Annotated in this window: 1 pseudogene; it reads right to left on the bottom strand. The window is 33.5% G+C overall.

The window, feature by feature from the left end:
- Nucleotides 1-109: 109 nt before the first annotated feature.
- Nucleotides 110-212, bottom strand: a pseudogene (locus tag WKI42_RS11120) (Pr6Pr family membrane protein); the annotation flags it as partial.

Below are 212 nucleotides of genomic sequence, written 5' to 3'. Positions count from 1 at the left end.
ATTTCTCTTAATCTTCTAATTTTTTGATAGTTATCAAACAAGCAAGAAAAGAAGAAGCCTCTTTAGTGTACAGACTCCTTCTTAAACTCGAAAATGAATCCCTTGTGTCTTAGGATGACTTTCTCTTGAATTGCTTAATAAAGTAGAAGATAAATCCTGCTACCATATAGGCAACAAAGATAATCAGACACCACTTGAATACGACATCCCAT

It is taken from the genome of Streptococcus pseudopneumoniae, assembly GCF_038148935.1.
GTDB classification, from domain to species: domain Bacteria; phylum Bacillota; class Bacilli; order Lactobacillales; family Streptococcaceae; genus Streptococcus; species Streptococcus pseudopneumoniae_U.
Note: the sequence above shows the minus strand (reverse complement) of the source record. Positions and strands in the feature narration are given on the sequence as shown.